Annotated in this window: 25 protein-coding genes; 3 read left to right on the plus strand and 22 right to left on the minus strand. The window is 43.5% G+C overall.

The annotated features are described in order from the left end of the window. Positions 1–7: 7 nt before the first annotated feature. The 7 genes from F6K64_RS17020 to F6K64_RS17050 all read right to left on the minus strand — a co-directional run bounded on the left by F6K64_RS17020 (position 8) and on the right by F6K64_RS17050 (position 8,123). On the minus strand, positions 8–172 hold the full coding sequence (locus tag F6K64_RS17020; RefSeq protein WP_207554316.1) for a hypothetical protein: 165 nt from the start codon (positions 170–172) through the stop codon (positions 8–10). Positions 173–287: 115 nt separating this feature from the next. After that, positions 288–1,439 carry a glycosyltransferase family 4 protein gene (locus tag F6K64_RS17025; protein ID WP_008181789.1) on the minus strand — a complete coding sequence of 384 codons (1,152 nt, stop codon included), beginning with the start codon at positions 1,437–1,439 and terminating at the stop codon, positions 288–290. Between the two features lie 192 nt (positions 1,440–1,631). Beyond that, a complete protein-coding gene (locus tag F6K64_RS17030; RefSeq protein WP_008181791.1) occupies positions 1,632–2,747 on the minus strand; it encodes a glycosyltransferase family 4 protein in 1,116 nt (371 codons plus the stop codon). A 149-nt stretch (positions 2,748–2,896) separates the two neighbouring features. After that, the gene (locus F6K64_RS17035) at positions 2,897–5,089 is read right to left on the minus strand and encodes an NHL repeat-containing protein (protein WP_008181792.1); all 2,193 of its coding nucleotides are present in this window, start codon (positions 5,087–5,089) and stop codon (positions 2,897–2,899) included. Between the two features lie 74 nt (positions 5,090–5,163). Then, positions 5,164–6,228, minus strand: coding sequence for a glycosyltransferase (locus F6K64_RS17040; RefSeq protein WP_008181793.1), 1,065 nt, complete (start codon positions 6,226–6,228; stop codon positions 5,164–5,166). A gap of 145 nt (positions 6,229–6,373) precedes the next feature. Continuing rightward, positions 6,374–6,634, minus strand: coding sequence for a hypothetical protein (locus F6K64_RS17045; protein ID WP_287263554.1), 261 nt, complete (start codon positions 6,632–6,634; stop codon positions 6,374–6,376). Positions 6,635–6,653: 19 nt separating this feature from the next. After that, positions 6,654–8,123 carry an O-antigen ligase family protein gene (locus F6K64_RS17050; protein WP_008181806.1) on the minus strand — a complete coding sequence of 490 codons (1,470 nt, stop codon included), beginning with the start codon at positions 8,121–8,123 and terminating at the stop codon, positions 6,654–6,656. A gap of 236 nt (positions 8,124–8,359) precedes the next feature. Here F6K64_RS17050 and F6K64_RS17055 point away from each other — a divergent pair, with 236 nt between their 5' ends. After that, a complete protein-coding gene (locus F6K64_RS17055) occupies positions 8,360–8,668 on the plus strand; it encodes a hypothetical protein (protein ID WP_008181807.1) in 309 nt (102 codons plus the stop codon). Here the strand turns inward: F6K64_RS17055 and F6K64_RS17060 are convergent. From F6K64_RS17060 to F6K64_RS17075, 4 genes are all read right to left on the minus strand, one after another. Then, a complete protein-coding gene (locus F6K64_RS17060) occupies positions 8,665–9,597 on the minus strand; it encodes a glycosyltransferase family 2 protein (RefSeq protein WP_044492556.1) in 933 nt (310 codons plus the stop codon). The two genes, F6K64_RS17055 and F6K64_RS17060, sit on opposite strands and share 4 nt — an antisense overlap. Positions 9,598–9,758: 161 nt before the next feature. Next, on the minus strand, positions 9,759–10,784 hold the full coding sequence (locus F6K64_RS17065) for a glycosyltransferase family 2 protein (RefSeq protein ID WP_008181809.1): 1,026 nt from the start codon (positions 10,782–10,784) through the stop codon (positions 9,759–9,761). A gap of 144 nt (positions 10,785–10,928) precedes the next feature. Beyond that, positions 10,929–11,345, minus strand: a complete 417-nt coding sequence (locus F6K64_RS17070) for a class I SAM-dependent methyltransferase (protein ID WP_008181810.1) — start codon at positions 11,343–11,345, stop codon at positions 10,929–10,931. Next, on the minus strand, positions 11,329–11,835 hold the full coding sequence (locus tag F6K64_RS17075; RefSeq protein ID WP_008181811.1) for a hypothetical protein: 507 nt from the start codon (positions 11,833–11,835) through the stop codon (positions 11,329–11,331). Before F6K64_RS17075 ends, F6K64_RS17070 begins: the two co-directional genes overlap by 17 nt. A 47-nt stretch (positions 11,836–11,882) precedes the next feature. On the opposite strand from F6K64_RS17075, the gene F6K64_RS17080 reads away from it, so the two are divergent. Further along, positions 11,883–12,101, plus strand: coding sequence for a hypothetical protein (locus F6K64_RS17080; protein ID WP_008181813.1), 219 nt, complete (start codon positions 11,883–11,885; stop codon positions 12,099–12,101). Here F6K64_RS17080 and F6K64_RS17085 read toward each other — a convergent pair. From F6K64_RS17085 to F6K64_RS17115, 7 genes are all read right to left on the minus strand, one after another. Then, a complete protein-coding gene (locus F6K64_RS17085; RefSeq protein ID WP_044492545.1) occupies positions 12,078–13,199 on the minus strand; it encodes a glycosyltransferase family 4 protein in 1,122 nt (373 codons plus the stop codon). The two genes, F6K64_RS17080 and F6K64_RS17085, sit on opposite strands and share 24 nt — an antisense overlap. A gap of 144 nt (positions 13,200–13,343) precedes the next feature. Beyond that, positions 13,344–14,267 carry a beta-1,6-N-acetylglucosaminyltransferase gene (locus F6K64_RS17090; RefSeq protein WP_008181817.1) on the minus strand — a complete coding sequence of 308 codons (924 nt, stop codon included), beginning with the start codon at positions 14,265–14,267 and terminating at the stop codon, positions 13,344–13,346. A 312-nt stretch (positions 14,268–14,579) separates the two neighbouring features. After that, positions 14,580–15,701 carry a polysaccharide pyruvyl transferase family protein gene (locus F6K64_RS17095; RefSeq protein ID WP_008181820.1) on the minus strand — a complete coding sequence of 374 codons (1,122 nt, stop codon included), beginning with the start codon at positions 15,699–15,701 and terminating at the stop codon, positions 14,580–14,582. Between the two features lie 17 nt (positions 15,702–15,718). Beyond that, a complete protein-coding gene (locus F6K64_RS17100; RefSeq protein ID WP_287265889.1) occupies positions 15,719–16,747 on the minus strand; it encodes a glycosyltransferase family 2 protein in 1,029 nt (342 codons plus the stop codon). Between the two features lie 39 nt (positions 16,748–16,786). Further along, complete coding sequence (locus F6K64_RS17105; protein WP_287265891.1) at positions 16,787–17,701, minus strand: alpha-1,2-fucosyltransferase; 915 nt, start codon at positions 17,699–17,701, stop codon at positions 16,787–16,789. A 239-nt stretch (positions 17,702–17,940) separates the two neighbouring features. Further along, positions 17,941–19,812, minus strand: coding sequence for a heterocyst formation ABC transporter subunit HepA (hepA, locus tag F6K64_RS17110; protein WP_287265892.1), 1,872 nt, complete (start codon positions 19,810–19,812; stop codon positions 17,941–17,943). Between the two features lie 54 nt (positions 19,813–19,866). Continuing rightward, on the minus strand, positions 19,867–20,091 hold the full coding sequence (locus F6K64_RS17115) for a GDP-mannose 4,6-dehydratase (RefSeq protein WP_502708043.1): 225 nt from the start codon (positions 20,089–20,091) through the stop codon (positions 19,867–19,869). 388 nt (positions 20,092–20,479) lie between these two features. On the opposite strand from F6K64_RS17115, the gene F6K64_RS17120 reads away from it, so the two are divergent. After that, positions 20,480–20,656, plus strand: coding sequence for a hypothetical protein (locus F6K64_RS17120; protein WP_154659729.1), 177 nt, complete (start codon positions 20,480–20,482; stop codon positions 20,654–20,656). Here the strand turns inward: F6K64_RS17120 and gmd are convergent. From gmd to F6K64_RS17140, 4 genes are all read right to left on the minus strand, one after another. Beyond that, positions 20,637–21,710, minus strand: a complete 1,074-nt coding sequence (gene gmd, locus F6K64_RS17125; protein ID WP_287265893.1) for a GDP-mannose 4,6-dehydratase — start codon at positions 21,708–21,710, stop codon at positions 20,637–20,639. The genes F6K64_RS17120 and gmd overlap by 20 nt on opposite strands. Positions 21,711–21,745: 35 nt before the next feature. Next, positions 21,746–21,916, minus strand: a complete 171-nt coding sequence (locus F6K64_RS17130; protein ID WP_154659730.1) for a hypothetical protein — start codon at positions 21,914–21,916, stop codon at positions 21,746–21,748. A gap of 20 nt (positions 21,917–21,936) precedes the next feature. Beyond that, positions 21,937–22,737 carry a heterocyst development glycosyltransferase HepC gene (gene hepC, locus F6K64_RS17135; RefSeq protein WP_008181834.1) on the minus strand — a complete coding sequence of 267 codons (801 nt, stop codon included), beginning with the start codon at positions 22,735–22,737 and terminating at the stop codon, positions 21,937–21,939. A gap of 374 nt (positions 22,738–23,111) precedes the next feature. After that, entirely contained in the window at positions 23,112–25,373 is a 2,262-nt protein-coding gene (locus tag F6K64_RS17140; protein ID WP_008181835.1) for a GumC family protein, read from the minus strand. Between the last annotated feature and the right edge of the window lie 383 nt (positions 25,374–25,756).

The following is a 25,756-nucleotide window of genomic DNA, read 5'->3' on the forward strand; positions in this document are numbered from 1 at the left end:
GCTGAAATCATGGTATTGGTAGCAATCGGCTGTTGACGATGAGATCGTGATCAGGATTGCTCTGATCTGAGTCTTCCCCAAAAAAAGAACGAAATACCAGCTTTTTTTGCCAAGTTTGCTTCTTATTTCTAGCGCTTATAGCGTTTTCAATTGGGTATTGAATGTACCTCATCAGTATCAGGAACGCTATAACAATCTTTCCCATCTCCCCGCGCCCGGGCCCCACACTCCCCGCGCCCGGGTCCCACACTCCCCACACTCCCCGCGCCCGGGCCCCACACACAGCGCTATACCTTGTTCAGAGCTTGGTCAAAGGTCATCAACAGGGATTCCAGGGAAAAAGTAGACTTAGCATGGATATAACCATCTTTGGCTAGCCTATCTGCAGCCCTTGGATCACTGAGCAATTCACCAATCACCTTCGCCAGTGCTACTGAATCTCCTGGCGATACCAAGTGACCAGTCTCGCCATCCTGAATCAATTCCACTGCACCACCAGCCGCAGCAGCAACTACGGGTCGTTTTGCCAACTGACCCTCCACAATCACCCGACCAAAGGGTTCCGGTTCAGTAGAGGTATGGACTACAATATTACAAGCAGACATCAATGCTGGCACGTCATTGCGAAATCCCAGCATGTGAACACGACCAGCAAGTTCTGGTGCCGCAGCCATAGCTTCGAGCCGTGAGGCGTATTCTGCTTCACCAAATAGGGCTTCACCAACCAACAGCGCGTGTACATTGGGGAGTTCCTGTAAGGCTTCTAGTAGAATATGCTGACCTTTCCAGTAAGATAGCCGACTGAATACACCAACAAGTGGAGCATCACCAATGCCGAGCTGGTCACGGATTTGAGCTGATTGATCCGATGCCAGATTATCGAAGGGGTCTGAACCAATACCGCCGTAAACCAGTGTTACTAGGTCTTTACGTCCCCCAGCAGCGATAAAGGCTTGACCAGTAGCACGAGAATTGACCAATACTTGAGATGCTAGACGATTAGCTAGGAAAACGGCTATGGCACGATTGAGGGAGCTAAAGTGTGGTGCGGTCACAATATCTCGCAGGTGCCAAACCACGGGAGGACCGCCCATCAATGTTGCGATCGCAGCAGCAATGAAAGCTTTTTGGGAGTTGGCGTGTACTAGCTCAAACTCACGTCCAACTGCTGCTATTCGACAAGCCATCCACCACAGGGGAGGTAATGCCTTGAGAGCGGCGCTGAGTCCCCCTGAACTCCTTACGGATAAGATGGCTTGGGGTGCAGGTATGACCTTGACCTTCACCTGTGCAGCTTCGAGCCGTTCCCGGAACGGGCCATCGGCAAACAGTAGTACTTCGCTGGTGTCCCGGTAGGCAGTGGCCAGATCCAGCAGGCTCAACTCAGCTCCGCCCAAAACGGCGGCATGATCGACAAAAAGGACTCGACGGCGCTTCATAAAAGTGGGTAGTCCAAAAAAGAGTGTTTCAAACGTGCAAAAGCTGACAAGCTAATCTCATAACTGATCTCAGCTATAGCGTTTTCTAATTTAATGAGGTACATTCCCTTTTTTTTACTTGCTTGCTTATCGCAGCTCCCTGCTCCCTAAAACCAATAATGAAAGTACCTCACCTGATTAAAAATTGCTATATTAATCCATGGCAGCTTGATAAACAGATTTAATTCGTTGAGCAATCACCGGCCAAGTATAGTGCTCATGAACATAAGCTTCACAAGCCTCAGAGCTAGGTAGTTGACGCTGACCAGAAAATACCTCGATCATGCCCTGAGCAAGTTGATCAACAGAAGTCCCTTCAAACAATAAGTCTTCCGAAAAAGGCTGTAAAATCTCTGGAATACTATCTACAGGTGTTCCAAGAACTGGCGTTCCATTCACCAATGACTCAATAACAATCAGACCAAAGCCTTCCCATGCCACGGTTGGCACAACTGAGAAAGTTGCAGCACGGTAAGCTAGGGCTAAATCTTGGTCCGACACAAAACCTAACAAGCGGACATGCTCAGTGAGTCCTAATGCTTCAATCTGTGCTTGCAAGGTTGGCATCAGTGTGCCTTTACCCGCTATCAGTAACAGCACGTCTGGATAGCGCTTACGCACCTGATCCACTGCTGCAATTAAATTTTCTAAGCCCATGCGTTTAGCTAACCGTCGCACAGCTAAGATAATTGGTCGATCTTGAGGCCAGCCTAGTTTTGACCGTGCTTCCTGGGGTGTAATGGTGGTGTCGAAACGCTCGGTATCAACCCCCGGAGGAATGATGTGAATGCGCTCTAGTGGGATATGATACTCTTGGTGCAAGGTGTTGCGGAAAGCCTCAGAAAGTACGATAAACTGGGCTATCCGTTTGTACGTCACCCGCTCTAGCATCCATTTTAACCGAGTCGCAACGGTATTGCTGCCTTCTACATGCCCTTCTAAGGCCCAAGGCCCTTGGAAGTGCATCACCATTGGGCGACTGTCTAATTGATCGAGGATTGGAAAGGTATATAAAGCGAAGTGGGACACTACTAGGGGGTAGTCTTCCTCCTTCAGCACTCGATGCATTGCCTGTCGGATACTGCTCCAGCGTTGCCAGAGAGGAGATTGATGGCTAGCAAAGGCTTGGACTTGACCACCGGAGTTTTCAGATACAGCGGTTGAGCCTGCCACTAAGCCATGCATCTCCACACCAGCTTGGGGTAAGTAACGAGTGCAATCGTAATAAACCCGGTTGAGTCCTCCTGCTTGTTCAGGGAACCAACCCATACCGATTTGAAGTGTTTTCACAGTACTAGAGCCTCGATAGTGTTTGTTAAAGCAAAGGGAGTAGGGAGTAGGGAGTAGGGAGTAGGGAGTAGGGAGTAGAGTGTGGGGAGAGGGGGGAGGGAAGAAGTAGTTTTCGAGCAGACTTGATATTAGGGGTCTATCTTTATGCGGTACATTAAAGCTTTAGCGTAAAAATCCTCTTCGGCAAATAGCAAGTATTCTCCATTTTTTATTCGCACTACTCTTAAGGCCATCGGGACATCCAGCCAACCTGTGGTTGATTTTACTTCTGGGCCGGGATTTATTTTGCCAATCTCTTGACCTGTGCGAAAATCATAAACTCGCACTTTAGGGTATCGATTCGGATCTTTTTCAAAACTATTATCGACATAGCCGACAAATAAATAGTCTCCATAAACAGCCATACTTTTCGGTAAATCTGGTCTGACTCCTTTGGAGTTTTGATTGTAAGCAATGACTATTTCACCGGCTTTTTGTGGCGCTTTACTCCAATTGATATATTTGACAGCTCTGTTACCAATCAATCCCCAATCACCCCTGGTATTAAACGTCGGAGAATATCCAGCAATATACATGGTATCGGTTTTTGGATGATACTCAAGTCGTTGAATAATTTTAAATTCCTTTGGCATTTCAAAGGATTTTTGGTGGTTAATATCGTAAATCGGGCTGCCGTAAGAATCAAACCGTTTAAGGGATAGTTTTTTAATCCCGTTTCTTGATGTACCTATCCAGATATTACCGTCATCATCAGGCCAAAATGCCCAACCCCGATAATTTTGTCCTTGATTATATTGACCTTGTTCAGCCTGTTCCTCTTGTCCATTACCGTTTTTATCTTGCCAATAGCGATAATCCAATTGACTTCCCCAAAATGAGGCAGTGGGAATAGCGACTTCCCCATCAGTTGCCGGATTAAACCGATAAACATGGATACCAGCTGACTCGGTATACATACTATTGGTAAACATCAGCTTCCGACCCTTAACCCGGCGAATCATCGCACCAGCATTATGCTTGATAGTCTTCTTAATTCGATTATCATTAGGATACTTAAAGGGATTAACGGTATGGGCGACATGAGTCCATTCTTGACCTGATGATTTACTGTAATCTAGTTTAAACTGTTGATTTTTCGTATGAACAACAGTTTCAGCCGCTGGATCAATATCAGGAATGTCAATAAATAAGAGACCTTGCAATTTCCAATTGAGAGTCCCATCCAGTTTGTAGCTATCCACGGTTAATCCACCTGCTTGCCAAGCGTAAATCCGACTGGGATCACTGGCGACATAAATATTATTATCCTGATCGACTCCAATCCCGGTAATGGAATTAAAATGTAAGGGTCTGATTTTTCCAATTTCCCGAGGACTTCCGGCATAAATTCCCCCTTTAACACCAAAGGTTCCATCAGGAGTTGGATTGCCACTGCTGTCTAGATTTTTAAATATTTTAATCTGATTATCAGGTCCACCATCTCCTACTAAGAGGCGATTTTGATTATCCACAACAATAGCTGTAGGGATGCTAACCGAATCAAGTTTGCCTTGAACTTTGCCCGTTTCTGTATTTAACTTAAGGATCTTATTGGTCTTGTTCTGAATAACCCACAAGGATCCAGTTTTATCTAAGGCTAACTTACCCGGTTGATTTACTGACCATTCTTTAACCGGTTTCATGGTCTGGGCATCATAAACTTTGATTTTATTGTTAGGCGTATCACTAACATATAAGCGACTATTATCTGCTGCGATTCCCCGAATCAAACCTTGATTGGTATTGATAATCAACATACTCTTATCATAGCCATTACCCCCCTTAAACTTTGCTCCTTTATAATTACTTCTGTTATAGCGACGAACACAATACCATTTATCATCAGAATTAGGATACCCTACCCCATAGCGACCCTTTTGTGTCATCGCCATGTAAATATAGTTATCATTAACTGCGATCGCAGTTCCCCCGGATCGTCCCCAACCATGGGTAGCATCCAGTTGACCAAGAACATCACCATTTTTATAAACCCCCCCTTCTCTACCAGCTTCATCCCAGGGAGCATTACCATAAACCGTACCATCGGGACTTACAGCCATCGCTAACATCGATAGCTGGACATGTTTATCCTTGCCCGGAAGATCACCTCCGGGACCATAGGTATTACCGATCCAAGAGGTAGTGTAAGTCAAGCGTTGGCTTGGGTTGGATTCAGCAGTTATAGTGTCATTGTTGCTAATCACAGAATGGACAATAATTACCAAAACAGCGATCAGAGGAACAATCGCAGCATATTGCCATTCCGGGATACGTATTGACATAGTTTTTTCCCTGAACTCGAAACTATTTAAAAGACTGGAGCCTGCAACCTGGGGTAGCTAGCCGTCAAGCTTCCTTAGGAACGTTTTAGAAGCTGATGGTAGACAGTAATAATCTTCTCCACCATAGTGGTGACGGTTAGTTCCTCAATGTTTTGCTGTGCTGCACGTCTTAATCTATCCTGTTCAGACGGACTAGCCAGAAGCATCTCGATCTGATCTGCCAGTGCGATCGCATTTTTAGGAGGAACTAGCACTCCTGCCTTTCCGTAATCTAGTACTTCAGGAATACCATCCACCCTAGTAGCAACAATCGGGCAACCCACCTGTCGTGCTTCCATCAAAACCAGACCGAAAGACTCACGGTGTGAAGCCAGGACAAAAACATCCGCTGCCATCATGTAAGCTTGAGGATTTTTTTGAAAACCCTCGAAGTGGATACGATCAGCAACTGACGATGCCGCAGCTTGAGTTTCAAACATTTGACGGTCGGGACCATCTCCGACTAAATACAAATGTGCCTTAGGAGAACTCTTAGCAACCGGCTCAAAAGCGCTAATTAACTCAGTAATTCCTTTACGTCGGTTCATGCCAGCTACTGTCACAATAGCCGGATGTTCCAAAGCTTTAGCAGTGCAGGTATCTAAAGCAGGTAATCGGGGACTGCCTAGAGTGCAATTCTTGATCACAGGCATTTTCCCCATGGGAATACCCCGCTTAGACATCGAGATTGCTACTGCATCACTCACGGAAATCACCCGTTCAGCCAATCCCATCACTACTGAGCTACGTTGGTGAACATTGTGAATATGGGATACTAGCTTATACTTTGCTGAACCCCGTAGGAACCGAGCTAGGACTACTCCCGTCATCATGTGTCCATGGACAATATCTGGCTGAAATTCTGCGATTATCCCTCGATAACGCCCAGCAGCCTTGAGCAGATGCAACGGTTTTCGGGTCTGATCGAGTTCAAAGTGAGTGACGCCATAACGGCTTAGCAATGTTTCATATCCGCCGCCAGCAGAGGCAATAGCAACCTCATGACCCGCTTTGGCTTGCTCACAGGCAACGTCAATCGCTACATTGACAATACCATTACCAGTTTGTTTAATATGGTTTAAGATATGGAGTATACGCATCAAACCTCTCCCAAAAAGCAAAGCACCGCCATATTTGACCTATGAGTTAGTTTATAAGTTAGTTAGGAATTGGTAGTTGAAACATCCGGCGTAAGCATTCAGCCGTCAGCCGTCAGCCGTCAGCCGTCAGCCGTGAGCTAAAAGCTCACGCTACTTGAGGTGCTTTGTGGCACAGGCCACAAGGGATTTGACTTTCGTGACTATTAAACCAATGCTTACCTGTTTGATTCAAAAGCTGATAGCATCTCAAGTAACGTGCCCATTCCCGTAGGGTGGCCATAGGCCAAGGCCTTTGACTGATAGCTGATAGCTGATAGCTGATAGCTGATAGCTGATAGCTGATAGCTGATAGCTGATAGCTGATAGCTGATAGCTGAATACTTACCATCCGGCTGTTCCTTTCCATCTCCTACTTCTGTTATTCTTCAGTCAGTGCTATTGATCAGAAAATTTTCATAATTCTTATCTTTAGCAGTCTTCACTTCAGCAATACTTTCCATTTCAGAAGAAAGCTTATTTTGATGCTGGTGATACTTATGTGCTGCCATAGTTAGACCCAAAAATCCCCAAATATAACATCCCCCAACACCAAGCATAGCGCTACCAATCGGTAGCCCGATTAAATTACTCAAACCAATAGCACGAGCAGCACTCATGAAGGAATCACGGCGAATCTCAGGATATTGGAAAACACTATATACCAGCAGGAGCAATCCAGACATATACGGGAGAGTTCCAAACCAGCCTAGGGTAAAAAACATATCTAAAATGCCACTGTCAATCACAACGCTTCGGATTTCCCCTTGTTCGATAGTGAATGTATTTCCAATCCCATTACCTAAAGCCATAGAAAGAGCTTTGCCAAGACTCTCTTCATAGATCTGTTGTCTAACTTCCGCACTGTGATCATTTCCAAGGTCAGAAAATGTTGCCAAACGACTACCAATTACCTCCGAGAATGGCTCAATCGTGGTTAACGGCACGATACAAATTGCCATGACCAGGATAGAAATAATGATGCGCATCTGGATTTTGGGTTTGAGTGAACTGGTTAGGGAAGCTAGTCCAAAGAACCAGCTCGCCCACATCGTCCGTGACAACGTGAGTAGAAAAGACAAGTAACCAGCTATGGAAGCAGGAATACGTAAAGGACTTTGATTATTAAATAACAACAGCAGACCCACCATCATGGTTGCGGCAAACGGTCCAGTGGAATTCATCGTGCTCCACAAACGAATACCAAACGGTTCGGGATTCCCCATCGAGAACATTCTGGCGTTAATCAGCCAAAATCGATCCCACTCTGGTGCAATCACATATTGCACTATGCCATAGACTCCCATCACCAAGACACCCCAGAGGAATGTGCGCTGAATGTTTTCGCGATAGCGAGGATAATCTCGCCAATTTATAAATAAGTAGAAACCTAACAGAATTGGGGTAAACCAGTCGATCAGTCCTCGAATAGCGAAAATAGGAGTGCTTTTAATCAGACCAATTATAAAGCCATACAAAATACTGGTGAATCCTAAAATAAAAGGCAAACCCCCCTGTTTATAGGCTCTAGGAAGGTATTTTAAAAAGGTATCCACAGTAATCCATGTCACCACAGGCGCTACTAGCAATACTGGACTCGGATTAACCCAGTTACTGCGATAGTCAATTAAACGACGAACCAATGGCATCAGAAACCATAGCCACCACATAAAACCTAAGTAGAGCACAGGATACCGTCGATAGAGAAAAAGGCCCACGGCAAACCCTACCACAGGCAACAGAATACGCAGAATGCTGCCAGCACCAGCAATAATCCCCAGTATTGTAATCACAACAAATAACAGGATAGCTGTCCAAGCAGGGGCTGGTTCTAGTTTGATAGGAATTCCTTTTGTCATTAGGTGTTAGGGATTAGATACACAGTAGTTCTCAATTGGCTGAGGGAAAAAGTCCTAGGTTTTAGGGAGTAGGGAGTAGGGAGTAGGGAGTAGGGGTAATAAAATTAAATGTACTTAATAACTATTAGAAACGCTAGATCTGATAGATTAGAGATTAGTTAGTATTGATTAGAGATTAGTTAGTATTGATTAGAGATTAGTTAGTAGTCATTTTTCGACTGCCTGTTCCCTATTTCATGTTCCCTATTTCTTATTCCCTATTTCCTGTTCCCTTTCCACATTTAGTCAACAGTCAACCTTCAATCTTGGCCTTTGGCCACGCTACGCGAACAACCTTCAACCTTGGCCTTTGGCCACGCTACGCGAACAACCTTCAACCTTGGCCTTTGGCCACGCTACGCGAACAACCTTCAACCTTCAATCTTGGCCTTTGGCCACGCTACGCGAACAACCTTCAACCTTGGCCTTTGGCCACGCTACGCGAACAACCTTCAACCTTATTCAACCTTCAACCTTATTCAACCTTCAACAGTCTCTTTTGCTAGCCTAAGCACTTTTTCCAGCTCAACCAACCCTGCCAACGTCCACGCAAAGAAGCAAGCCACTTTTGTCCTGCTAAAAGTCCTTCCTTGGGGAAAGACCGCAAACATTGCAGGAAACCGGGTTTAATTTGCGTTCCCACCAATGTTGACCAAACTATAAATATAATCCGTTGTAGAACAGGGAAGTAATCTAACAAAACTATAGTTTCATTATGTGCCGCATTAATTAGGGCAGTATCGCTAAAAACTATGCCTCGCTGATCCTCATCAAAACGCTGTGCTGGATAGTGGTCTACTGCTACCCCTGGGTCATAAATCAGCTTCCAACCGGCTTTTCTTAGGGCTAGACTAAACCCCAGATCATTATGGACTTGAGCTCCCGTCCCTCGCAGACGCTGATCAAAGCGCAAGCCCGATATAGCAGTTCGTCGATAGCTCATGTTAGCGCCCTTAAGGACATCCACCTCCCGAGGTAAACCTACCCCCAGGTGATGATTACCAATCACCCGTCCATACCATTGCACTCGACCCACTCGTTCTCTAGCACCATTTTCCAGGTAGTTACCCAGATGTACCCAATCCCGTCCACCGACACCCCCGATCCGGTGATCGGACAGGAAGTGAGTTTCAATATAAGCTAACCAATTGCCACGGGGAGCAGCATCATCATCGGTAATGGCAATAATATCTCCCTGTGCTGCATCAAGACCTGCGTTGAGAGCGGCCACTTGCCCGGGAATACTTAATTTCACAGGACGCATGGGTAAAACCTCAGGGTTGAATGCTTCAAGAAACCCCCAAGTTTCAGGATCAGTATCCCGTACAATCACCAAGACCTCATCCACTGGTCGAGTTTGCTTCTCCAGGGCCTCTAAACACCGTTCTAGGTCTTTTGGACGGCGATAGGTGGGGACTATAACAGTTATTCTCATTTCTTCTACGGTTGAGTTAGGTTGAAGGTTGGAGGTTGAAGGTTGTTTGTCAGAATGCAGAATGTAGAATGCAGAATGTAGAATGCAGAATGCAGAATGCAGAATGTAGAATTCGGGCATTCTAAATTCTAAATTCTACATTCTAAATTCTAAACAGATTACTATCCTGCTGTTTGAGACCGTAAATAACTCTGTAGAGTACTTAACCAACCTTTCACCATACCTTTCAACCGTAATTCCATAGAAATTGTCCATTCAAAGACAGGACGAAAGCCCCATCTCGATAAGAACATGCGAAATCGCAAAGCTGGTGAATCTCCTAACTCTTTCAATAGAGCAATCAGCTCCGTGCGTTCTACCTCATTGAACAGTGGACGATAACAGTATGCTGTGTGTCTTAAGGCCAGTTTACGACGCTGCTCCTCAATCACCTTTGTATCCCAACCCCGTCGCTTAAAACCAGGCAAGATACTGTCTTCAAAAACCCGAATACATCCTTGTAATTCAATATTTTTACGCTTAGGACGTAGATTTTTAGCATCAGTCCAAACGCGATAACGCGCTAATATCTCATTGGCATAAACGTTGCCATAACCCGCATCTGCCATTCTGACCCACATGTTATAGTCCTGTACAAAATCGGGACTATCTTCATAAAACCTAACTGCTGGCAACGCTTCAGCCCGAAACATAGCGATATTTGCAGCTACTTTTACGCCAAAAACTGCGGCTCGTAGTGAGTCGTCTGCGCTCTGAAACTCGTGCTGTCTTGCAATACGTCGCACATCTCGATTGTTACTGCGTTCATCAATTTCCTGCACAGCACTATGGGCATAACCCGCCTCTGGATGCTTCTCTAGCAGGGGTAGTAACGTTTCTACATAGTTGGGTAACAGGGCATCATCTGAATCCAAACGAACAATAAATTCAGTGTTTGGCTGTTTCAAAACCCAATTGTTGTTAGCGGCCATACCTAGGTTTTTAGGGTGCCGATAGTACCGTACTTGAGGAAACTGCTGGCATAGTTGTGCCATAACCTCAGGGGTTTCATCAGTGCTAGCGTCGTCTGACACCCAAACTTCCACATTGGGATAGGTTTGACGGCAGGCGCTGCCCACTGACTCCCATAAGTACTGGGATTGATTATAGGTAGGAATGCAAATAGCAACTGGTTTCATATCCTGCATCAGGAGTAGTTCCTTTATACGAAAGTTATGTTAAAATCAAATAACCGTAAGAACTGTTGAATTTTCCTTCGTCAAGAGTGCTATTTTTTGATTCAACAGCAACAAATAGCGATCCGGTTAGTTTCGCAAAAATGCTCTATAGGGTTATTTTTTGACCAAAAAATTCTTAACAAATTGTTTCAATAGTCCTGATTTACCAGACAAATACTCTACTATCACCTTTTTATCTTGCCAGAGAATAAAATAATCCCTTAAAGACCACTTATCGACCTTGGTAAATTCCATAGGTTTAAAGACTGAACTATACCAAGTAAGCACCATGCCCTTTTTCAAAAACATGAAGGGACTTTGACCTTTAAATTTTCGATTTGACTCTAAATGAGTTGGGTGTCTACCTGTAACATCACCATAAGCATCGGTGATCAGTGCAATGCCTTCTGTTTTTAACATGGAGCGTATATTAGCAATGGCGATCCATGGCTCAGTAAGGTGTTCGAGAACATCGAAAGAAATTACAACATCGTACTGATTATCCAAACAGGCTTCATAGGTAGGAATCAAGTTGATACCATATGTCTAACAAGCCATAATGTTTAAATCGCTTGGTGACAAAATCATAGATTTTACTGCCTGGAAAATCGCAGTAATCAACTTGACAACCATTCATCCCTAAGTACAGAGAGTCATTGCCTGTACCATCACCCAGTAACAAAATTTTTAAATCACCAGTTGTCTTCCCTTTCTGTGAGGCATACTTCTGAATCCTTTCTAGGGTTATTTCTATCAATTGCTTTCGTCCAGGTCTAGCCCAAAAAACCATTGTTTCAAATATGAAGCCATACCCATTTTTATAAAGAGCCTCCATATTGGCATCATACTGGTGAGGGGTAACTCCAAAGTTTTGGGCATCTTGACAAACATTCCAGCCTAGTTGCAGCGCTTCCTGCCAGACTCGATGGTTTACCTCGTCTCTGGGCAGTTCGGTAAAGTTACTAATTTCATCAACAATAGGTTCGAGCTCAGTGGGAAGTTTAATTAGTAGGTTAGACATAACTATTGAGAATTGAGAATTGAGAATTGAGAATTGAGAATTGAGAATTGAGAATTTTCTACCTTAAAAATCCTCGGGAGTATCGTTATCTGTTGACCTGCAACCTGCAACCTGCAACCTTCAACCTGCAACCTGCAACCTTCAACCTTCAACCTGCAACCTGCAACCTGCAACCTTCAACCTGCAACCTGCAACCTGCAACCTTCAACCTGCAACCTGCAACCTGCAACATTAAATTTAGACTACCTGATCAGTTCTTCAAATAAATCCACATAGCTTTGTGCCATCTTTTCCCAACTGTATTGGGCGGCTATCATTGGTGCAGCTTGGCTCATCTGTTTCCTTTTTTCAGGATTACTAACCAAAAAGCTTAACTCCTTTGCCAAAGCCTGGGTATCGTTGGGGTCAGACAAGACCACTCCGCAGGCTGGGGTAACCAATTCAGCCCCCCCGGCTGTGCTTGCGGTAATCACTGGCAAGCCGGAAGCCATTGCTTCTAGGAGCACTAGTGTGCAGGCTTCATAGCGGGATGGAAAGACAAATAAATCTACGGCTCGCATGATCTGTGGGAGGTCACGTCGGTACCCCAGAAAATGTACCCGTTCGCTGACATTTAGGGTTGCGGCTAGCTGAGGATAGGGACTACCTTCTGTGATGCCAGCAACAGCCAGGTGTAATTCAGGCACTTGGACTAAGGCGTGCAGAATTGTATCCAAGTTCTTCCGAGGTGTTCGGATGTCTCCAGCAAAAAATGCTAAAGGCACTCCCTCAGGAAGACCCAATTGTTTGCGGTCAGCCACACCGGGATAAAATTCCTGTAAGTCAACACCATTGACAATTACCCGAATGGATTCAGGGGGTACACCAATGTCTACTAATTCTTTCTTGACCTTTCCGGAAACTGCGACTACTACTTTTGCCTGACGGAAGGATTTTTTTTCCCAATGGGCATTCAAGATTGTAACTAGCCACTGGTAAAGACCATACAAATCCCGACGTAGCCGAGAAGTATGGGCAGGCGATCGCAACCAAGAACTGTGGACAAAATGTACAGCATTCACATCTGAGCCAGCTCTGGTAATGGAGCCGTTAACCTTTACTAAGTCCAGCTCACTACGGTGTTGATTTAACCAATTGCCACTCCGCCAGGAAAAAACTAGATGACGAATTAGTGCTGTTGGCCACCTTTTAACTGGAATGAAAATCCAGTTTACCTGATTGCTCTGCTGGAGTTCTGGGGCGACATTACTGGCTAATAAAGTGACGTGATGACCGCGACGAATGGCTTCTTTGGCGACTTCATAGTTGACTCGACCTTGGCCATCATTTTTCATGACTTTGTGGGTAACGATACAGAGTTTCATGAGTAGCTATCCTGTTAAAATTATCGAAAACTCTGACTAGTGCATCCTTCGCAGAAGTCTTTAACTACCTGATCTAGCAATCCTAATTTAAACCTTAAAGACATCAGAAGGACTATAGGTATATTATTCCCTATTATCCCCATCTTACCCAAGATGTTTGTCCAGCATATCGATAACTTTGGCATCTACTTTATCATCGAATTTGCGGGCAAAGTGCTTACCAGAAGTAATCATTGACTCAAAATCTTGGACACCCATGATAGCTGGATAGGGAGGAGTCCAAGAGATATAACGTTTGTTATCATTGAATAGTTTTAGCATCGACTGGTTGAGCAGGATGCTCTGGATGAAAGACTCATCTGGTACGAGTGTGTTTCGATAGTGTTCTACAAATGCTGGGTTACGCTGAACAAATTGATGGATATATTGAATACAGCGGTAGGAAAGTGTGTGCCACTGAGAACCCGCGTAGCACTGAAACTCTGGGGTGAAAGGTGTTGAAACGCAACGGATTGCTATTCTGGCACCAAACTTACCAGCCCTGATCCGGACTAGGGGCTGCCAATTGACAACACGATATAGTTTATACACTATAGCCTTTAGACTAGCTGGCAGCTTATAGTAGCGAAAAAAATAGCGCTCTATGCCCAAATCTTTGCCCCACTGCCAAGCTGTTTCTGGTGGTTCTTGTACCGGAAAATATTCCATAAATCCGTCATATTCGGTGTTCTGCAAGAACTGCTCGATTTGGCTGATTGGCTGAATGGGATAGTCTTGACCAGAGAGGAATATCAACCAGTCAAATGTCACAGAATTATCTATTAACCAGTTGATGCAGCGAAGTTCCATTTCCACCATAGAAAAATCTGCCCACTCAACTGGAACATAGTCTTCCAGGATGTGAACATTGTTGATCTGCTCAAAAGACGTTGGGCTAAGGCTCGACTTAGATTGATCATGGTGAATTAAGACCTGGGACTCAGGGTTACCAGTCTTAATTTTATTGACTAGTCTGACAACTTGGTCTGGATTGCTATGAGAAGCAATTAGGTAAAGGATTTTAGTCATGATTGACTCTTAGGTTTAAACATTAGCGCATTCTATTCCCGTTTTCTCTATCAGGACTTACGCAGTAACTCTACCTGTGGGGTGTGTTATTGTAAGCATTCAGCCGCCAGCGGTCAGCCGTCAGCTTTCCATAACTCAGATTAAACGAATGCTTACTTGTTTTATTCTAAAGCTGTTCGGTGTAGCTTCCTAATAGCCCATAAGCAGATCAAGTAGCGTGCGCCTAGCGCATTAGCTGATAGCTGATAGCTGATAGCTGATAGCTTAATGCTTACGTGTTATTAACGCCCCCTACTACTTAAGTCCTATCTATTACTGCAGTCCTATTGATAAAGGATAGGACTCTAACATTTCTTCTACAGCAAATTCAAGTTCTGAGGGGTCTTTTATAAACCGGCAGAATGGAATTTGTGACGTCCATGCTTCGTAAAATGCTTCATTCTTGTAATAAGAGTTAGGAAGAAAGATATGAGGAATTTCTAAAAGAGTACTAAGGATATGACCATGCAAACGATTAGTTATAATTAAACGATGCCTTTTGAATTGATAGATGCCGCTGTGCATCAGGCCCCAAGATGCTAGATTAATTTGGGAGTTATGGGTTGTTTTAAATTTCGCAGTATTAGTATGAAAATACTTCCAGTTTTGTCGGGATAACCATTCTTTAGGAGTTGCTAATCCTCGCTCATAAACTTCCCGAATTATTCTGACCAATCCTGGAATACGCCAATACCAACCTTTAGAGAGTTGCTTAGTAGTTCTTAGGGTCCATCTATCTGAAACCCAGTCTTCTAAGACGAGATTTTTTATCTGAGAAGAAAGAATCAGGTTACTAGTAGTCTTAAGTTCTTGATCCTTTCGGCAAAGATAAAGACTAGAATCCTCTTGAGCAGGCTGGATGGAGTCAGTAGATAGACCAGCCATTTGAAATGCCATATCAGGGGCTTTAATCACCCGACAATTCCAGAAATTTTGAAGAGCAATTTCATAGCTGACTTGATCTCGGGTAAATAGGGTTAGGTTAGGATGGGAGTTGAAAACTTTTGCCGCTTTTTTGAGGTTTTCGGGATTCCTAAAATAAATAGTCTGAGGAAAAATAATAATTGGTCTATCTCGATAGTTTTCTATAATCGATTCTCTAAAATTTTGAAAACCTTCATATAGATCACCTAATGCGCCTCCTCCATTAAAGATTATGGGGCATTTATCCATTTTTTTTAGGCTGGCATGAGAGAAACCGTTAATACCAGTGGCATACTTGATTTTCGTTTTTAAGGTATCTGTCAAAAATAGTACAGAGCCTAACCAAATCAGGTGGTCACCAATATTGTAATGATCAGGATTGTCTAGCAGTATACATTCTTCAAATTTGTCTAACTGTCCTAGGGAGTTATGAAGAACTTCTTTTACGTTTTTTGGTGTTGAAATATTCATGGTAATTCCTTAAATTATTAATGTAATTTTGAATGTACTTTTGTCTGTTGGATAATTTCCCGTCTGGGAGATATCTCAAAAGGATTTACTAATTGTTGAGGTATAACGGTGAGCATGAGAGCTGCTACAGTTCGCAGACTGAAATTTTGACTCAAGGCACGAAAAAGATAGGGGCGTGCTTCTGCTATCTGTCCATCCCGTATCAGCCCAATACCGAGAGTTGTGTTCGCTTGTGCTAATTTTTGGGTAAAGTAACTCCGATGCTTTTGTAATTGAGGATCTGCTAAAAAGTGTTCGTAGCAAAAAATACCGGATTTGCCTTTGCGGATCTGAGCCTTGGCGTTTCCACTCCCACTAATATGGGTTTCAGATAACTCATGGACGCGGTATCGAGTCAGTCTTTCTGGATAGTAGTACGCGCCATCACCACTGCGGCAAGCTAGATAGGTTAAGTAGTAATCCCAATAGACCCCCACTGACAATAGTTCATCCCAATTAACCTTGTCCCTGCGAATCACAGCAGAGGATGCAGGAGACACTGCTTGGTCTACTAGTCCGATAGTACAGAAAGGCTGATATACCTCTGCTTTAAGTTGGTCACGCTTCCAAAGCCGGGTATGTGCTTCAGTAGTTGCATCATTAATTACGCCATCTGCGTCTATAATATAATGGTCGCAAAAAGCCAAAACTACATTTGGATTCGCTTCTAGGGGAGGAACTAGCTTTTCTAAAAAGTCTGGATTCCACAGGTCATCATCATTTAGACTCGCTACATATTTTCCCTGGGCTTGTTTAAATGCGCCAGCAACATTGGGACCATTTCCTAGATTTTTTGAGTTCCGACGGAATCGGATCCGAGCATCTTGAAAGGACTCAATCATAGCTTGCGGATTCTCAGGGCTACAATCGTCAGAAACGATAATTTCAAGATTTTTGTAGGTCTGCTGGAGTACGCTTTCAACTGCTTGCTTTAGGTAGCTCAAGCGGTTATAGGTGGGGATGATAACACTGACTAGCGGCTCTTGCGCTTCTTGATGTTTTGACATATCCTTGTTATCTTGCCTCTGGTTGTAATAAGGAATTAATTACTGTGCAAATGAAACTGGAGGAGCGACATCTAGTGGCACATCATAAATTTGAAAACTGTCTAAGGATATGTCAGCATTGGGATCTTCAATCCAGTACAAAGGTACCCGTCCATAAAAACCAGCCCACATGTTATAGCTACTTGGGGGACCTATGATATAGTCACACTGAGCAAGTGAGTACATATCTTCTACAATGTGGTTGTTGGCAAAAGCGAAATCTAATTTTGAGAATTTATCTCTGTCCTGGGGCACATTTGAACATAGTAAAAATTTGACTTTTTTTCCTGGAAAAAGACGTTCTGTTTTTTTCATTAAGTTCACATAATCATCAGTGCTGTAGAGATATTTTGCTCCTAGCAATTTTTTATAATCTCCCTGTCTAATATGAACACCAACCAGAATATCACAGGATTGTTTCAGATTATTTACGAGTTTATTGATACTTTCACGGTGTTGTTTTAGTGGCATAAAAAACTTCCTGATTGTTTCTGAATACTTCAAAAATAAAACATGATTTCTAAACCAAAAACCATGAATAAATACCAATTTATTTTTATTGAAAAACTTAGCAAACTTATCATCAAAAATAATTCCCCTGTGTACTCCAGCATCTCTTAATATCTTGATATTGGATAACTTAAAATCTGTATAATCTTTAACCAATAATCGGGTTGAATGGTAAACAACTCTATGAAAATTTCTTTTCAGTTTAAGACTATTGCCTTTAAGAACTGATTGTTGGGCAGGGTATCGACAAAAAAAATCGTTATGGGTTCCCTCAAAAAAAACTGCATATTCATCAAAGGCAGGATTTATGACTTTGAGGTTGTATTCCATTGCAAAAGCCATAAAGTTGGCAAATAGCATCATTCTATTGCCTAATTGACCTGTTTTTCTAACAATTATGAACATGTTAATCCTCCGAGAATATTGACAAGCAATCAACTATAGTATTTTGATTTGAGATGTAAACCTATGATTGATAGAAAAAGGGAACAGGGAACAGGGAACAGGGAACAGTAGGAAAGAACGATGCAGCGCGGTCTTGGTGGTCTCGTCCATGAGGGACTGCATCAAGAGGATGCGAATATTTTTTGGTGTTATAATAAATCAACATTTGGTTTCATGATCTATTTGGAAATGCTATAGTCTTAATTTGTTTGACCAACTTCATGCTGCATCTTGTGATATTTCCAAAGTTTACCGCGCTTTTCGAGTAACTCTTGATACTTTCCTTGCTCCACAATTCGCCCCTGTTCAAGTACGACTACCTTATCAGCTTTGGAAATGGTCGATAAGCGATGGGCAATGGTAATTACTGTCCGTCCTACAGCAAGTTTTTCTAAGGATTCTTGAATCAGGCGCTCAGACACAGAATCTAAGGCACTAGTTGCCTCATCTAAGATCAGAATCTCTGGTGCTCGCAGTAAAGCACGAGCAATTGCCAGCCGTTGACGTTGACCTCCAGATAATCGAACTCCGCGATCACCCAGTTGCGTGTCAAAACCGTCAGGCAAATCTAGGATGAAGTCTAATGCATTGGCAAGTTTTGCAGCTTCTCGAATTGCCAGCTCATCTGCCTGTTCTGAACCATAAGCAATGTTATTGCGAACAGAGGTGTTGAAAATAAATGTATCCTGACTAACAATAGCTAGTTTACGACGCACAGAGTTGATTTCAAACTCTTGTATGTCAATGCCATCAATGATAATTTTACCTGCGGTTGGGTCATAAAATCGGGGAATTAAGTCAGCAAGGGTTGTTTTACCTGAACCAGAAGCACCGACCAGGGCTGTTGTTTCTCCCTTGTTGATAGTTAAGGTAATATCGTGCAGCACTAGGTTAGAGGGATCGTAACCAAAATCCACCGAAGCAAACTCAATGGCTCGCTGCAATCCTGAAAATTGCACGTTACCATTCTGCAAGTATGGTTTGTTGTCCGTTCTCAGCAGCTCTTTAATGTTATTCATTGGTCCGGTGAATTCCCCAAGACGCCCTCTGGCATTATTAATCAGACGTATAATCGGGATCAGACGAAACAAAACAAACAAGAAGGTCAATAATGAAGCTGCCTGCATCTGTCCATTAGGAACGAAGATGGTAAATGCTACAATAATCATGCCGATCAGAATTGTGGTGGCTACGCTTTCCCCAATCGGTTCTATGGCATACGCAAATGAGGCAGATTTGATAGTGATGTTTGCAACGTTTTCGCTAGCGTTATAGAATCGTCTACGCTCAAAGTCCTGACTAGCAAATGCCTTAACTGTGCGAATGCCATTGATAAACTCTACAGCAACTGAGGTAAAGTTACTGCCTGCCTTTGAAACATCAAAACTTGTCTCTCGCACCCTTTTAACCAAGTTAGAAAGACCAACACTCATCAGGCTAAAGAGCATTAATGATGCAATGGAAAGTTGCCAAGAAAGCAAGAACATTGATGTCACATATACAACTAAAAGAGAAACTCTAGTAAACAGAAAAGCTGTCACATCAAAAGCTTGATTAATTTTTTCTAATTCGGTAGTTAGACTGTAAACTAGCTCTCCAGAACGGCTATGAGAAAAGTAACTTAAACTCAGCCGTTGAAGTTGTTCAAATAGCTTCTTGCGCAGCCTATCTAACAAATTCATCTGAGTAATTTTGCTGTACCTGCGCCCACCAAACATAAAGGCTGAACGCAACCAGGTTGTGAGCATAATTATAGCAGATATCCGGTAAATTCTCTCATTAACCGGTCTATTTACTCCAAGAAACCAGATATCGAACCAGTTAATACCTGTCTGGATTGGGGTAGCATTAGGGTCGGTTATATTTTGTAAAAAGTTGAGGATAAACCCTAATCCAAACCCTTCAAATAGTGAGGCAATTATCGTTAAAGCAATAGCAAAAAAAGCAGCTTGTTTGAGGTATTTAAACTCTCTTAATATGAAGTGTTTGTCTTGCCACAATTTCGTGGATTTAGTAAACCTAATGACAGAATCAATAAGCTTGAATTCAGCAATCTTATATAGAATACTCACTGGCTTTATTTAGACCTATTATGATTGTTATTTAATGCTGATTTTAAACAATATTTAGCTAAAAAAACTAAGATCACTCTCCACCATTTCCGCGACAATATCAGGAAATTTTTTTTTACTCTTCCAATTCAGCTCATCCCGAATTTTCCAGCTATCCCCACAAAGGGGCACTGCTTCTGTCGGACGATAAAACCTCTGATCAACTTCCACAAAATCTTGATAATCAAGACCGACGTGACTAAACGCACAATCTACTAATTCACGAACGGAGTGATTCACTCCGGAAGCAATCACATAATTCTCTGGAGCTTTGATTTATAGCGAGAAACCAGGTTTTAAGGGTCTTGGTGCGTAAGTCCTGGTTCTAAGACAGTGCGTTCGCGTAGCGTATCCGTAGGATAATCGCTTATTTTATTCAACGCTAATCCATCAACAACGTCTTATACGAGTCTGTGTAAGCATTCAGCGGTCAGCGGTCAGTGGTCAGTTTATTTTATTCAAAAGAACCGATTGCGCTACTTGAGGTGCTGCGCGAACAGTAGGCTGGCCACAGGCTCAAAGCTAATAGCTGATAGCTGATAGCTGATAGCTGATAGCTGATAGCTGATAGCTGATAGCTGATAGCTGATAGCTAAATGCTTATGAGTCTGTTAATAGGTAATAGATAATGGGTAATTGCGCTCTCCTCGTGGTGTTTCACAGCAGCAATAGTCTTTTCCTCAATTCCCAATTCCCAATTACCCGTTACCCATTACCCATTACCCAAAGCGCGACTATCTATCTCTCTCATCCATTACTAAAAACGGGATTAGAGCATATCATTACTAGGGATTACCAGCGGTAACAACCTGACGAATAAAGGCAGTATCAGCGGATTGACTACAAGAGGTTACAGGCATCATACCTAGTGCCTGAAGGTCAGCATTAACCATGATTTCAACCAGTTGTTTAAAGCTCACTGAAGGTTGCCAACCTAGTATGGTATTAGCCTTGGTCCCATCACCCAACAACAGGTCTACTTCAGCAGGTCGAAAGTAGCGTGGATCGATTTCAACGTACTGCTCCCAATCCAAATTCACTAAGCCAAAGGCAATATCGAGAAACTCCCGAATTGAGTGAGTTTGACCGGTAGCAACAACATAGTCATCGGGCTCGTCTTGTTGTAGCATTAGCCACATAGCGCGGACATAATCTTTGGCATAACCCCAGTCCCGTCTGGCATCGAGATTGCCCAGGTAAAGCTTCTTCTGCTGACCAGCTACAATGCGCGCCAAAGCACGGGTAATTTTGCGAGTGACAAAGGTTTCGCCGCGCCGGGGACTTTCGTGGTTAAACAAAATACCATTACAGGCGAATAGCCCATAGGATTCGCGATAGTTGATAGTTTGCCAGTGGGCGTAGACTTTTGCACAGGCATAAGGACTACGGGGATAAAACGGTGTAGTTTCAGACTGAGGAACAGCCTGCACTAGCCCAAACATTTCAGAAGAGCCAGCCTGGTAAAAGCGTACCTCAGAGCCAATCCGCTGTTGATAGTGCCGTACCGCTTCCAACAAACGTAAGGTTCCCATACCTGTGGCATCCACTGTGTATTCTGGTGAATCAAAGCTGACCCGCACATGGGACTGAGCTCCGAGGTTGTACACCTCTATCGGCTGCACGTTTTCTAGAATGCGTTGTAGTGTCAAGCCATCAGTCAGGTCTCCGTAATGGAGAAATAACCGTGTCTGTGGATTGTGGGGGTCTTGGTAGATGTGGTCGATGCGATCTGTGTTGAAGGTAGACGTGCGTCGGATAATGCCATGGACTTCGTACCCTTTTTCCAGCAGCAGTTCTGCTAGATAAGACCCATCTTGACCGGTAATGCCAGTGATTAATGCTCGTTTAATGTCTGTCACGATTCCTCACGACTCTGATTAGAGTAATTAGTTTGCTAATGTACGGGATGAAGGCAAAGGCAAATCAAAATTGAAAATTGAAAATTGCAATTAATAACTTCAGAAGTTAGGAAGTTATTAACTTTACCAAAGGGAGTAGGGAGTAGGGAGTAGGGAGTAGGGAGTAGGGAGTAGGGAGTAGGGAATATGGCATCAAAAATTCTCACAATTCCTACAGGGATTGCTATTACAGCACTGGAGTACTTTGAGAACCGAACACATGCGATCGCATATCTTCCTGGTGAAGCTTGATCATTCCTGGCAACAACCTCAGCTGTCGCCGCTCCTCCTGGGTCATCCGAATCACCTCATCCAGTTTCCAAGGACGTGGTCCGACTAAACTCATCTCACCCCTTAGTACATTCACTAACTGCGGTAGTCCATCCAGACAATATTGACGCAGCCACTTTCCAAAATGTGTCATCTTAGACGTGACTTGGCCTTTGTGTATAGCTTCAGTGCGAAATTTAATCACTTGGAACAACTTACCCCTTTCTCCAGCCCGCAATTGCCGAGAAAAGACTGGTCCTGGTGAAACAATCGCTATCAGCAACATCAATCCCAGGAGCACTGGACTCAGAATCAGTAGCAATAGAGCAGCTAAACTCGAATCCATCACCCGCCTCAGTCGAGATCGGAATAGTTTTTCCCTACTAGACAATTCTGAGTTGAACGGTACTCTTAGAACAGCTTTCTTCTTCGCTTGCTCACAGGCATTGGTCCAAACTCTTAACCCTGTTTCACCCACATTGGGGTCGATACAAACCAGCCCTACCGACGAGCGTTGCAAGCAATTACTTAACCAAGACTGACTTTGCAACGGAGGTAGATAATGCTGTTCATTTTTTTGGAGAGGGAGTACCCACAACTGTTTCTGTCGCCACTTGAGCTTGCAGGGAGGCAAAGAACTAACTGCTGACTCTGCCTCATCATCGATATCTAGGATTGAGATTTTGGAGGTTGTTAGTATGATTCTGGAAGTCGTCATAAATAGTTACTCCATTTCACGAAAATCAAAACTTAAACTTTAGATCCTGTCAGGTTTAATACGTATCATTCTCAGGTTTTCGTTAATTGAAACTTTAAACGTAAGCGATCAGCTATCAGCTATTAGCTATCAGTTTATGCGCTACAGATGGTGCTATAAGCGTGTCGCGTATCAGCTAATGCGCTACAGATGGTGCTACTTGAGGTGCTTTTGAATCAAACAGGTAAGCATTGGAATAATGCTGAGTTACGTCAGCTGTTCGCGTAGCGTGAGCTTTTAGCTCACGGCTGACGGCTGACGGCTGACGGCTGACGGCTGATGGCTGAATGCTTACTTAACAATTAACAAGTTTCAATTTTCAATTAACAAAAAAATCAACGAGACTTGACATGATTGCTGAACTGACGCTCTAGTTGTGGAGACTCTTGAAGATCAGATACAGGCTGCTGTGGTTCAATAGCAGCATGGTTGTTTCGCGAACCATAGTAAGCGTAGTTCTGATTAGAACTCTTCACCCCGTTAGCAATGATTCCCATCAGGTTTAAATTCCTGAGTATAGCAGTAGCCTGGCTGAGTTGAGATTGAGTAACTCGCTCTAGGCGTCCCACCATCACCACACCTTGGCACAAAGATGCTGCTTGGAGTGCATCCACCATACCTAACACTGGGGGAGTATCCAGCAACACCAGATCATAGGTCTGCTGAAACTCTGCCATTAAGTTCTTCATCCGTTTAGAACCCAGCAGCTTAACTGGGTCAATTGGGGTTGGTCCAGCAGTCAAAACATCAATGGTTGACCCCAAAGGTGAGATACTAACTGGGCTGGGTGTAGCAGTATCATCTTCCAATAAAGTAGAAAGTCCTTCCTGATGGGAGAGGCCAAGTTGTTGGTGCAACCTCGGACGGCGCATATCTACATCAATTAGCAGTACTCGTCGATGTAAACGAGCAGCACTCAAGGCTAAACCCAACGCCAGAGTTGACTTCCCCTCACCAGACAGCGCTGACGTAACCATCAGGGATTTCAGCTCAGAACCAGAATTGAGCAACTGGATATTCACATAAATCATGTCCAGTGCTTCCTGAAATGGTCGCCATCCCAACAGTTCCATCATCGGAAGTGTTCTCTCGGACTGGCTCAAACCTAGATTCAGAACAGGTTTACTGATTTTACCTTCCGGCAACTGTGGAATCATACCTAGCAAGGGTAGAGCCACTTGATTTTTCAAATCATCAGAGGTATGAATTCCATCATCCATGGCTTCCCGCACAAAGGCAGCCACACCACCGAGAAATAACCCAACCACTGCACCCAATAATAGGTCTTGGGTCATATTAGGACCGGTCTTCGAGCCCGGTAAAGGTGCTTCTACAACTTGCCAGTTAAATCCCCCCCGAGCCAATTCGATGCTTAACTCCTGCCGTGCTTGTAGTAGCTGCTGCAGAGTATTTTGTTGAATTGCTACTTGGGGTTGTAGACGATTGTACTGAGCAATCAGGGCTGGGAATTCCCTGAGTTGGATACGGATTTCCTGCTCTGTTTTGGCCAGGGCTTGATCACGAGTCTGTAGACTGACTAGATTAATTTGCGAGGTGATTAGTTCGTTGACCAGATTGAGATCCACACCACCGAGCTGTCCTTCTGTCAGGAGGTTATTGCCAGTGGTAACCAGTTTAGTCGGAACTTGCCCTAAAACCCGTCTAGTCTCTTCCTGCAAGAGCGCAAACACACTCTGACGCTGTTCAATTAATTTTTGAATTCTAGGATGAGCTTCAGTATAAATCCGACTTTGCTCCACCAAAGCCAGTTCTATTCTTTGGATTTCATTGAGCAAATTTTGATAGCGCCCAGATTGACTCAAGCGGGACGAGGTCAAGGCATTTTGCGGTGAACGAGCCAGTTTTTGCTGAACAGCCTGGTAGCGAGTTTGAGTTTCCATGTACTGAGCGCGGATGGCTCGGCGCTCCTGTTCAATCCCATTCAGAGTTTGACTGACAGCTAGAGCTTGTTGTGAGGGATCAATCAGGTTTTTGCTCTTGCGAAACTGCTCTAGCCGTTGCTCAGCTTGCTCAAGATTATTACGAGCTGTTGGCAACTGCTGATTGATAAAAGCAAGACCTTTATTCAACCGCATTTCCTGCTGCTCTAGGTTGTAATCTTGATAAACCTTTTGAATAGCTTGCAGTACTTTTTGAGTTTTAATCCGGTCATTGCTGGTGTAGACCGCTTGAAATACCTTAGTTTCGGTTTTACCCTGCAGTACTTGAGCTAATCTTAAGGAGCCTCTAATATCACCGACTGTGATATCTGGGTAGTCATCACGAAGCAAATCCACTGCTCGTTGAATCAATTCAGAACTACGCATCAGCTGTAACTGAGTAGCATAGTCGATATCAACAGTGGACTCAGTAAACTGACTCTCTATTCCTCGTGTTTTATCTATATAATTAGGCTCCACCAACAGCTGTAGAGAGCTGATATAATTCGGCTCTTTCTTGAGAGTGATATAGAAGGCAATCGGCAAGCTTGTCAACAGTACACTTATAATCCACAAGCGTCTGCGCCACAAAACTGCCAACAGTTGGCCATACCCTGCATCTGTTTCACCTGCTGCGTTTAAATCAAGTTCCTTCATGGGATTTTAGATTAATGATTGACAAGTTTGGATTGGATTTTAAATTGACATCAATTCCAGTGAATCAAGTCTAAAATATTCCCGGGATGATTAGTAATTGGTTTAGATAAAATCCGGTTAATCACTTTGTTCATATTCGATAGGATTTTTGATTTTTTTTGGAAAGTTAATTTTAAATTAACCATTAACCATTGAAAATTTGCCCTTGAAATATGTTCAATCTCTGGTAAGCAAAATTATCATGGATACCTGCAACAAATTTTCCCTACCTTTTGGGAATAGGGAATTAGGAATTGGAGTATGATTACCCATTACCCATTACCCATTACCAATGAACCGACAATCATAGGTTGCATCCCTTTTAGAGAAAGGGTATAAGAAGA

Source organism: Moorena sp. SIO3A2 (assembly GCF_010672265.1).
GTDB classification, from domain to species: Bacteria; Cyanobacteriota; Cyanobacteriia; order Cyanobacteriales; family Coleofasciculaceae; genus Moorena; species Moorena producens.

Bases quoted from the DNA above. Each gene is read 5' to 3' on its own strand.
- F6K64_RS17020 (WP_207554316.1), bottom strand. From the start codon at position 172: ATGAGGTACATTCAATACCCAATTGAAAACGCTATAAGCGCTAGAAAT.
- F6K64_RS17025 (WP_008181789.1), bottom strand. From the start codon at position 1,439: ATGAAGCGCCGTCGAGTCCTTTTTGTCGATCATGCCGCCGTTTTGGGC.
- F6K64_RS17030 (WP_008181791.1), bottom strand. From the start codon at position 2,747: ATGGGTTGGTTCCCTGAACAAGCAGGAGGACTCAACCGGGTTTATTAC.
- F6K64_RS17035 (WP_008181792.1), bottom strand. From the start codon at position 5,089: ATGTCAATACGTATCCCGGAATGGCAATATGCTGCGATTGTTCCTCTG.
- F6K64_RS17040 (WP_008181793.1), bottom strand. From the start codon at position 6,228: ATGCGTATACTCCATATCTTAAACCATATTAAACAAACTGGTAATGGT.
- F6K64_RS17045 (WP_287263554.1), bottom strand. From the start codon at position 6,634: ATGGAAAGGAACAGCCGGATGGTAAGTATTCAGCTATCAGCTATCAGC.
- F6K64_RS17050 (WP_008181806.1), bottom strand. From the start codon at position 8,123: ATGACAAAAGGAATTCCTATCAAACTAGAACCAGCCCCTGCTTGGACA.
- F6K64_RS17055 (WP_008181807.1), top strand. From the start codon at position 8,360: ATGTTCCCTATTTCTTATTCCCTATTTCCTGTTCCCTTTCCACATTTA.
- F6K64_RS17060 (WP_044492556.1), bottom strand. From the start codon at position 9,597: ATGAGAATAACTGTTATAGTCCCCACCTATCGCCGTCCAAAAGACCTA.
- F6K64_RS17065 (WP_008181809.1), bottom strand. From the start codon at position 10,784: ATGCAGGATATGAAACCAGTTGCTATTTGCATTCCTACCTATAATCAA.
- F6K64_RS17075 (WP_008181811.1), bottom strand. From the start codon at position 11,835: ATGTCTAACCTACTAATTAAACTTCCCACTGAGCTCGAACCTATTGTT.
- F6K64_RS17085 (WP_044492545.1), bottom strand. From the start codon at position 13,199: ATGAAACTCTGTATCGTTACCCACAAAGTCATGAAAAATGATGGCCAA.
- F6K64_RS17090 (WP_008181817.1), bottom strand. From the start codon at position 14,267: ATGACTAAAATCCTTTACCTAATTGCTTCTCATAGCAATCCAGACCAA.
- F6K64_RS17095 (WP_008181820.1), bottom strand. From the start codon at position 15,701: ATGAATATTTCAACACCAAAAAACGTAAAAGAAGTTCTTCATAACTCC.
- F6K64_RS17100 (WP_287265889.1), bottom strand. From the start codon at position 16,747: ATGTCAAAACATCAAGAAGCGCAAGAGCCGCTAGTCAGTGTTATCATC.
- F6K64_RS17105 (WP_287265891.1), bottom strand. From the start codon at position 17,701: ATGTTCATAATTGTTAGAAAAACAGGTCAATTAGGCAATAGAATGATG.
- F6K64_RS17120 (WP_154659729.1), top strand. From the start codon at position 20,480: ATGGGTAATTGCGCTCTCCTCGTGGTGTTTCACAGCAGCAATAGTCTT.
- hepC (WP_008181834.1), bottom strand. From the start codon at position 22,737: ATGACGACTTCCAGAATCATACTAACAACCTCCAAAATCTCAATCCTA.
- F6K64_RS17140 (WP_008181835.1), bottom strand. From the start codon at position 25,373: ATGAAGGAACTTGATTTAAACGCAGCAGGTGAAACAGATGCAGGGTAT.